The sequence below is a fragment of the Protofrankia sp. CiT1 genome (assembly GCF_917627335.1).
Classification (GTDB): domain Bacteria; phylum Actinomycetota; class Actinomycetes; order Frankiales; family Frankiaceae; genus Protofrankia.
The window spans coordinates 15,959-24,388 of sequence record NZ_CAKJTP010000065.1 but is presented as its reverse complement, the minus strand read 5'-3'; the positions used below and the strand labels follow the sequence as shown (position 1 = coordinate 24,388).

The following is an 8,430-nucleotide window of genomic DNA, read 5'->3' as shown; positions in this document are numbered from 1 at the left end:
CCCCCAGCGCGACGCTGTCCACCCCGGCCTCCCCTGACCCGGCCCAGGCGGCGCTGACCACGGTCGACGCATACTTCGAGGAGATCAACAGGGCTAGTCTGGAAGGACGTGTGGCGGATGTGAGCGCAACGGCCATGCCCGGATGCCAGACCTGTGTACTCGATATCGGGGTTACCCAGAACTTTCACAACCAGGGCGGACACACCGATGTCGGCCCGCTCGCCGTCAGCCCGGTGACCATGGGCCCGGCTGGCGAGAAAGCAATCACCGCGCAGATGACCGTGGCCATCAGAGCGGTCCGGGTCCTGGACACGGCTGGTAAGGTCATCCGGACCTATCCAGCGCAACCACCGCGCGCCGCGGCGGCCGTGCTGTGGCTTACCACCGCGGGCTGGCGCATCGAGAACTTCCTGTACTCCAAGGGGCCGTCATGACGGCACATCCGGATCACCGCGCACGGTGCCACCACGGCTCAGGCCGGCGCGGCTCAGGCCACCGCACCCGCGCCCCAGGTCTGGCCGCTGGCACCATCAGCCGGCTGTCAGTGGTCATCTGCCTGGTCGCCGCCGTTTTTCTGCCGACGTCCGCCACAGCTCACGCGGCACCGGACCCACAACCCGGTTCCCTCTGCGCGGCCATGTGGGGATACTGCGACACCCGCGCCACCGACAACGGTTACATCTACGCTTTCAGCGGCGGGCGGCTGCACAAGGTGCCCACAGCCGTCGGGACCGCCAGACCGGCGGACTCCTGCGCGGACTGCCCTGTCCGTCTCGACTTCTGCAACGTCGGCCCGGAGACAACCGGTTTCGAGCAGCTGCTCTGGGCCGCTTTCCCGGAAGCCGCGGCGGACACCCATGCGCTGTGCAACCCGCAGGCCATTGCCGCCGCCCCGACGCTCGCCCAGGTACAGGCCTCGCTGGTCAACTATCTGCGAGAACAGGCGCTGCCCAGACCCACGCTGGTCGTCCAGCCGAACGGGCGAAGTTTTGCCAACCTGCCCACCGTGCTCTACACGCCGGTGCCGCCGAGCTTCACCTTCAACGTCGACCAGCCGCTGCTGGCCACCATCAGCGCGGTGCCTCACTACCGCTGGGACTTCGGCGACGGGACGCTCGGGCCCGACTCGCCCGGCCGCCCGTTCGACCCGGCGATCTCGCCCAGGGAGCACCCGGAGGCCTACGTCGCACACGCCTACCGCCAGCCCGGGACCTACCCGATCACGCTGACGGTGACCTGGCAGGGGACGTTCGCGGTACCCGGCGTCGGGCAGGCGTTCCCCCTCGCTCCGGTAACGCTGGCCGCGAACGCCGCCGTTGTCGTGGACGAGGCCAGCGGCGTCCTCACCGGCAACAACTGACCGAGCAAACACCTGATCGACAGTAGCTGCCAGCCGACCTGACGCTGTGCGCGCCCGGCGGATGCCCGGCGGGAGCACCGCCGGGCGCGCACAGCCAACCAACGGGGATCGGGGTCAACCGACGGGATCGGGACGGTCCGGCCAGGGCGCGTCCACCAGACGCAGCCGGGTGAACCCGTGCGCGCGGGCGGTCACCGCCGCCAGCAGGCCGACAACAGCCATGGCGTTGGTGATCGAACCCTCCAGGACCTGACTCACGGCCTTGTCAAGATCTATCCGGGTGACTTGCATGTCCGCCTCCTCATGAACGCGGACATGCTGCTCTGACAGGGGAATCGCCGCCAGGTCGCGGGCGAGGAAGAGCCGGTACGCCTCGTTGGTCATGCCCGGCGACGCGAGGACGTCGACCAGCAGGTCCCAACGGCCGGCCGTGAGGTTCGCCTCCTCGGCGAGCTCACGTGCGGCGGCCTCGACCGGCGGTTCCCCGGGCACGTCCAGGATGCCGGCAGGCAGCTCCCACAGCGGCCGGCGGACCGGATGGCGGTACTGATGCACCATCACCACCCGGTCGGCCTCGTCGAGCGCCACCACCCCGACCGCTCCCGGATGCACGACGACATCACGCTGGGAGACGCCACCATCCGGCATCCGCACCGTGTCCCGGCGTACCGCGATGATCCGTCCGGTGAAGGCGACCTCGCTCTCAACGACCTCGTAGCGATGCCCGGTCGCGGACCGGTAGGCCACGGCGTGGTCGACGACGTCCGCGGCGGGCTCGTTCGCCGCTACACCACCACCATGCGCAGTCATGACGACACCAGCTCCTCGCCGTTGCGTTCACCAGACGCTCCGCGCCCGTCCAGGGGGCCGATCCCGTGGGCCGCCAGGTCAGCCGAAACCTCAACCGGCAGCACTCCGGTGCGCCGTTCCGCATGGGTCACCGCCGCCGCGGCCAACGCCTCAAACAGCGGGTGGGCGCGGGTCGGCCGCGACCGGAACTCCGGGTGCGCCTGGGTTCCCACATAGAACGGATTACTGTCGGTCGCAAGTTCGACGACCTCGACGAGCCGCCCGTCCGGTGACGTTCCCGAGATCACCAGCCCGGCGGCGACAAGCCGATCACGGTAGTCGTTGTTGACCTCATAGCGATGCCGGTGCCGCTCGCCGGCCTCGGCAACCCCGTACACCCGCCGGGCCAGCGTCCCCGGTGCCAGCACGCACGGGTAGAGGCCCAGGCGCATGGTGCCGCCCATCTCCCGCTCACCGGCGACCACCGCCCGCTGGTCCGCCATCGTGGAAATCACCGGGTGCGCAGTGTCCGGGTCGAACTCGGTCGAGTTCGCTCCCGTGAGCCCCGCCATGTTGCGGGCCGCCTCGATCACCATGCACTGCAGGCCCAGGCACAGCCCAAGCGCCGGGATGGCGTTCGTCCGCGCGTGGCGCAGGGCCTCGATCTTCCCCTCGATCCCGCGGATGCCGAAACCACCCGGTACGAGCACGCCGTCCACACCGTCCAGCGCGGACGCGGTGCTCTCCGGCGACGAGCAGGAGTCCGAGGGCACCCAGCGGATCTCCACCCGGGTGTTCACCGCGAATCCACCCGCACGCAACGCCTCGGTCACCGACAGGTAGGCGTCCGGCAGGTCGACGTACTTCCCGACGATCGCGACGGTGACCACTTCGGCCGGGCGGTGGACGCGGTGCAGCAGGGTGTCCCACTCGGTCCAGTCGACATCGCGGAAGGGCAGGCCCAACCGGCGGACCGCGTAGGCGTCGAGCCCCTCACGGTGCAGCACCTTCGGGATGTCGTAGATCGAGGCCGCGTCCGGCGCGCCGACCACAGCCTCGTCGTCCACGTCACACATCAAAGCAATCTTGTTCTTGAGCGCGGCCGGCAACGGGCGGTCGGACCGGGCGACCACCGCGTCCGGCTGCAGGCCGATGCTGCGCAACGCGGCCACCGAGTGCTGCGTCGGCTTGGTCTTGAGCTCCCCCGAAGGGGCCAGGTAGGGCACCAGGCTCACGTGCACGGTCAGGACGTTGTCGCGCCCCACCTCGTGGCGGACCTGCCGGATCGCCTCCAGGTAGGGCAACGACTCGATGTCACCGACGGTCCCGCCGACCTCGGTGATGACGACGTCCACCGCGTCGGTCGCGAGCCGGCGGATGCGGTCCTTGATCTCATCGGTGATGTGCGGGACGACCTGCACGGTCTGTCCGAGATAGCCGCCGCGCCGTTCGCGGGCGATCACCTCCGAGTAGACCTGGCCAGTGGTGACGTTGGCGCTGCCGTCGAGGTCGACGTCCAGGAAGCGCTCGTAGTGGCCGATGTCGAGGTCGGTCTCGGCACCGTCGCTGGTGACGAAGACCTCCCCGTGCTGGAACGGGTTCATCGTGCCGGGATCGACGTTGAGGTAGGGATCGAGCTTCTGCATGGTGACCCGGAGGCCACGTGCCTTGAGGAGACGACCGAGGCTGGAGGCGGTGAGCCCCTTACCGAGACTGGAGGCCACGCCTCCGGTCACAAAAATGTGCCTGGTCACGTGCGCCTGCGCCACGCTGAGACCCTTCCGTGGGTATCGCCGGCCGGATCCATACCTGGCCAGTCCACGGGATTTCACGGTAACACCCCCGCCCGCGGCCCGCTCACGCGCAGATCCCCGACGCCGGCACCGGCCAGGCTCAGACCTCGACCGGCTCAGACCTTGACCGGCTTGACCCGCTGTTGGGGTGGCACGCCCGGCTCGGTGGTGAGCACCGCGAGGTCCTCGGGATCGGACGTCAGCACCAGCACCGGTCGCGGCTGCTCCAGCGCTGTCGCGGCCACGACTGCATCGACGGCGTAGCGGTGGCCGTCGAGCCCGGTCTCGTCGAGGAGTGCCGCGGCGCGCTTGGCGATGTCCTCGGTCACCGCGACGATCCGGATACGGGATGCAGCCCATGCCAGCGCTTCGCGCCGTGGACCATCGGGCCGCCGCACCTCCACCAGCGTAAGCGTGGATGCGATCACCACCGCACCACGAAGCCGTGCGGCTTCGACCCGGCGCACCACGTCGCCATCCCTGTCGGCGAGAAGCGACAGCCCCTGTGAGTCCAGCACCAGGGTGCCGCCGCCGGGAGTGCTCAGTCGGCGTCGGGCCATTCGGCCAGAGCCTCCCGCACCCCGTCGACGTCAAGGGGGCCATGCTCGTGCTCGTAGTCCTCGACGATCTCCTGCAGCTGCCGCATGTGGACCCAATGCGCGAGCGCCTCGGTGGCCGCGGCGGAGAACCCACGCGGCCCGGTACGCGCCTCGACCTCACGGACCAGGTCTTCCGGGAAGGACGTGCTGCGTTTGACCGCACGCCCGGTGAAGGGCGGCTCCGCGGCAGAGGTGACGGCCATGCCGTCATTATTGCCACTTCCAGTAGCAATCGCAAGATCAATTCACTAAGAGCGCCCGGCAATAGGGGCGTGGATCAAGGAGCGGGGCTGGGGTGCGTAGATCGCGAGGCGGCGGAGGGAGTCACCGGAGGTGTTGGGTGGCGACCGACGACAACACGGCGAGGTGCGTGCCCCAGCCCCGCGACGCCGCGTCCCCTATTGCCGGTCGCTCTTAATATCGCCCGCTTTCGTGGGTCTCGCAGGTCACGGGCGTGCCGTTCCTCGTTGATCTCACCGTCTCGCCGTAATGGATCTTCCGGCGGGCGCTTCCCGGATCGAACGCCGGAACGGCAACGACCCGGGCTCGGTGCTCGAACACCAACCCCGGGTCTTGATCCCCAACCCTGCGCAGACAGGAGTCAGAGACCCATGAACACGATCCCAAACAGCCGCCGGTCCGGTCCTACCGAGTCGCATTTCAGCGGCCTGTTGATGGCACATCCGGCTGACCGGGCACGCGTCGACCTGCCCCCCGCCCGGCTCGGACCTGTTCATCCTGCGACCCTCGCTCGTCCTACCGGCCGGTGTACAGATCTGCGCGGACCTCGCCAGCGGGGACGCGGACGCGGCGACCTGGCGGTCATCCCTCGCGGTGGAAGCGACCTACGCCTCCCTGTGGCACAAAAAGCGCAACCGGGGCGGGCCAGACCCGCGATGACCACCGTCGCTGCCGCCTGCGCGCGCTGACCGTAGCCGGTCGAGCGAGCGGACACGATACCCGACCGGTGACCGCACGTTCCCGTCACCGACCGGGCGTCGTCGTGTCCCGCGAACACCGTTTGTCTGACTCACAGTCACAGTTCCGGCTGAGCTGATCTCCTCCGTCGGGCGGGCAGGCTACGCCCTACCCCGGGTTCTCCCGGCCGGGCAAGGGGCGCCGGATCAACCCCCGTCGGAACCTCGCCGTGCGACCCTTGAAACCGTAGAGAAAGTTTGCGACAGGCGACGGGCTCACGCGCGCCTTGCTGGTGGCAGCTATGTCAGGCGCCACGTGGCGTAACTGCGTGCCAGGGTCGCTCGGTTGTGAGCGGCGCGGTTGTCTGACTGAGCGGCACGTATGCTCCACAGCCCGGCCACGTAGCAGGCGAAGGCGTTGAGGTCGTCGTCAGTGGCGCCAGCCCAGCAGGTCAGCCTGGACGCCCACTGCTCGGCCTGCTGCGGGGAGTGTCCGGCGCCGATGAGACGGATGACCATGAATGCGGCGTCTACCCAGCCGGCGCCTTGTGCCGGCCAGCCCCAGTCGACCACCCAGATCCGATCCTTTCTGATCATGAACTGGTGGGCATGCAGGTCAGTGTGGATCAGTCGGTCCCCTGCAACGGCGTCGACTACGGTGCTCGCGTGGACGGCTGCCGTGGCTACGTCCCATCCGGGGAAAGCGCTCGCTGGTCGTGCCGTCAAGTCCGCCCACCAATCCGTGTTGCGCCATCGCTCGGAAAGCGAGCGCAGGCCCTCGCCGGCCCGGCGGGCGATGTCGTCGACGACGTCGCCAATACGGGGTAGGTCGGGGGAGTCAGACGCGAGGTCCGCCGGGCGGCCGGTCGCGTGCTCGAAGCCGACAAGCAGCCAGTCATCGACCTGGCATGCGAACTGCGGCCTCGGCGCGATGCCTGCGGCGAGGTGCCCGAATGTGTGCTCGTTGCGGAGCCAGCGTGCCCGCCTGCCGTCGCCGTGGACGGCTTTGACGAACAGCCGCTGCTTACCCGCATCCACGACTGCGGCGAGGTCGCAGCCGTCCCCCACGTCCACCGTGTCGGCGGACATAATGGGTCCGGTCTGTGCCTCGACCGCGTCGCGGACCTGCGCCGGCAGGTCATTCCACTGCATAGGAAAGGTCGACTCCATTACTTGGGGATACGGCTGTCCTTGTTCTCGTCGCCGTCCTTGCCGCTTGCCGAGCAGCCGTCAGGGTCGCACGTGGCGCTCGTCTGCCACAGCTCGTGGTCGAGGTATCCGGCCTGTTGGGGTCTGTCACCCGTTGACCGGCCGGCTGCTGTGCACCTGCGGGGCACCGATGCACGGCATCGGGCGGATCAACCACAGTCAACCGCAGCGGTACTGCCGCCGCTACGGCAAAAGCCATCCCGGGCGGGTCCGCTGCCTCGAGCCCACCGTGGTGGCGGACCTGGCCGAGGCCACCGTGTGGGAACAGGTCCGGGCGGTCCTCGCCGATCCGGAGTATCTGGCCTCGGTCGCCGGGGACCACGCCGGACTGATCGCCACCCACGGCGGTGGCGACACCGACGCGATCACCAAAGCCGACGGAGAGATCCACCGGCTACAGCAGGCGCTCACGACCACGATCGTGAACCTGTCCGCTGCCGGGCTCGACGCGGACACCGTGGCGGCGGCGTCCCGTAACCTGCAAACCAAACTGAGTACCGCCAAGGCACATCGTCAGACCCTCGCGGATCGCCACGCACAGGCGGCGTCGTACGCGCAACAGGTCCAAGCGGTCCGGGACCTGGCAGCTGTCGCGTCCACCCGGTTGGCGACCGCGACCATGGAGGAGGGCCAGGACCTGTATGCCCTCCTCAGCATCCAGATAAAGATTGTGGACAACCGGCGGGGTGCACCGCTACGGCTCGCCCTGACCGGAACCCTTGATCACACCGAAGCCCTGAACGCGACCGAATCCGCGCACCCACAAGAGCGGGCGCCATACCGCTCCGGGTCCCGGGCACCTGCCTGACGCCGCAAACCCGAAATGGCTGGTCATCGCCGCACCGGCCTGACTGGGTGGGAAGCAATGGGCACGATTACGTCGGCAGGCCGTGCGGGCCGGGCTGGTACGCGACCGCAGCCGACTCGAACAGGGTCAAACGAGATCAAACTGGCGGCGTCCGGTCAGACCATCCCGAGTCCGGCGGAGGCTCAGCGTCGGGACCATAACCAGGCGCCCAGATCGTCTCGTAGTGCGGGCAGCGATCGACCACCGCACCAGGAAGCTCACCTTTTGCGCCGCCGCTACTTCTCGCGCGGGCACGTACGGCACCGCGCGCCCGTCGGCACTCCTTGCACTGCACCCGGACCGCTGTGACCATTTGCTCGGGTTCACCCGCCCGCTCGGTAGTCATCGGCTTGCGACCGTGCCCCGACCGTTGCAGCGCAGGCAGGTCATCCGGTCAGCACCAGAGAAACCGCCGTCCCCGTCGGTCTCAACGTGGTCCCGTTCCACCTCTCCGCTGCCCGAACAGCGTGGGCAGGTCATCGTGCCGCGGTCGACGGAATGAGACGAGGTGTAGTCCTTCCCGCCCCGCTTCGTGCCGCCACTGCCCGACGACGCTCCGCCGCCGGTATTTCCCCGCTTGTTCCAAACCACGACTTCAGCGTAGACGACACTGCGTGTCCGGGGAAGTACATGGCGCGCTTCCGTGAACCCTCAATCCATTCCCACGACAGCGCCATCTCACCGGCTGACTCGGGTCGCAACGCCACACCTCGTCGTGCTGAAGAGCTGACCGAAAGAGCGGATAGCCATGATTCTCCGGCCGCTACCTTCACTTCGCCGTGCCGCCGAGCGGCAGGATCCAGCTCTAAGAGCGCCCGGCAATAGGGGTGTGGATCAAGGAGTGGGGCTGGGGTGCGTGCATCGCGAGGCGGAGGAGGGAGCCACCCTGGTGTTGGGTGGCGACTGACGACAACAC

7 protein-coding genes and 1 pseudogene are annotated in these 8,430 nt (G+C 68.7%); 3 read left to right on the top strand and 5 right to left on the bottom strand.

The annotated features are described in order from the left end of the window. Positions 1-434 (top strand): annotated as a pseudogene (locus MJ785_RS12595) (hypothetical protein); the annotation flags it as partial. Further along, the gene (locus MJ785_RS12590; protein ID WP_239310145.1) at positions 431-1,360 is read left to right on the top strand and encodes a PKD domain-containing protein; all 930 of its coding nucleotides are present in this window, start codon (positions 431-433) and stop codon (positions 1,358-1,360) included. The pseudogene MJ785_RS12595 and the gene MJ785_RS12590, both read left to right, overlap by 4 nt. A gap of 114 nt (positions 1,361-1,474) precedes the next feature. Here the strand turns inward: MJ785_RS12590 and MJ785_RS12585 are convergent, their stop codons facing one another. From MJ785_RS12585 to MJ785_RS12565, 5 genes are all read right to left on the bottom strand, one after another. Beyond that, positions 1,475-2,170, bottom strand: a complete 696-nt coding sequence (locus MJ785_RS12585) for an NUDIX hydrolase (protein ID WP_239347108.1) — start codon at positions 2,168-2,170, stop codon at positions 1,475-1,477. Further along, complete coding sequence (locus tag MJ785_RS12580) at positions 2,167-3,918, bottom strand: CTP synthase (protein ID WP_305039284.1); 1,752 nt, start codon at positions 3,916-3,918, stop codon at positions 2,167-2,169. Before MJ785_RS12580 ends, MJ785_RS12585 begins: the two co-directional genes overlap by 4 nt. Positions 3,919-4,058: 140 nt before the next feature. After that, positions 4,059-4,502, bottom strand: a complete 444-nt coding sequence (locus tag MJ785_RS12575) for a PIN domain-containing protein (RefSeq protein WP_239347110.1) — start codon at positions 4,500-4,502, stop codon at positions 4,059-4,061. Further along, positions 4,484-4,744, bottom strand: a complete 261-nt coding sequence (locus MJ785_RS12570) for a hypothetical protein (protein ID WP_239310142.1) — start codon at positions 4,742-4,744, stop codon at positions 4,484-4,486. Before MJ785_RS12570 ends, MJ785_RS12575 begins: the two co-directional genes overlap by 19 nt. Positions 4,745-5,758: 1,014 nt before the next feature. Further along, entirely contained in the window at positions 5,759-6,610 is an 852-nt protein-coding gene (locus MJ785_RS12565) for a hypothetical protein (protein ID WP_239310141.1), read from the bottom strand. 151 nt (positions 6,611-6,761) lie between these two features. Here MJ785_RS12565 and MJ785_RS12560 point away from each other — a divergent pair, with 151 nt between their 5' ends. Then, positions 6,762-7,475, top strand: coding sequence for a hypothetical protein (locus tag MJ785_RS12560; protein ID WP_239310140.1), 714 nt, complete (start codon positions 6,762-6,764; stop codon positions 7,473-7,475). Positions 7,476-8,430 lie beyond the last annotated feature (955 nt).

Bases quoted from the DNA above. Each gene is read 5' to 3' on its own strand.
- MJ785_RS12575 (WP_239347110.1), bottom strand. From the start codon at position 4,502: ATGGCCCGACGCCGACTGAGCACTCCCGGCGGCGGCACCCTGGTGCTG.
- MJ785_RS12585 (WP_239347108.1), bottom strand. From the start codon at position 2,170: ATGACTGCGCATGGTGGTGGTGTAGCGGCGAACGAGCCCGCCGCGGAC.
- MJ785_RS12565 (WP_239310141.1), bottom strand. From the start codon at position 6,610: ATGCAGTGGAATGACCTGCCGGCGCAGGTCCGCGACGCGGTCGAGGCA.
- MJ785_RS12570 (WP_239310142.1), bottom strand. From the start codon at position 4,744: ATGGCCGTCACCTCTGCCGCGGAGCCGCCCTTCACCGGGCGTGCGGTC.
- MJ785_RS12590 (WP_239310145.1), top strand. From the start codon at position 431: ATGACGGCACATCCGGATCACCGCGCACGGTGCCACCACGGCTCAGGC.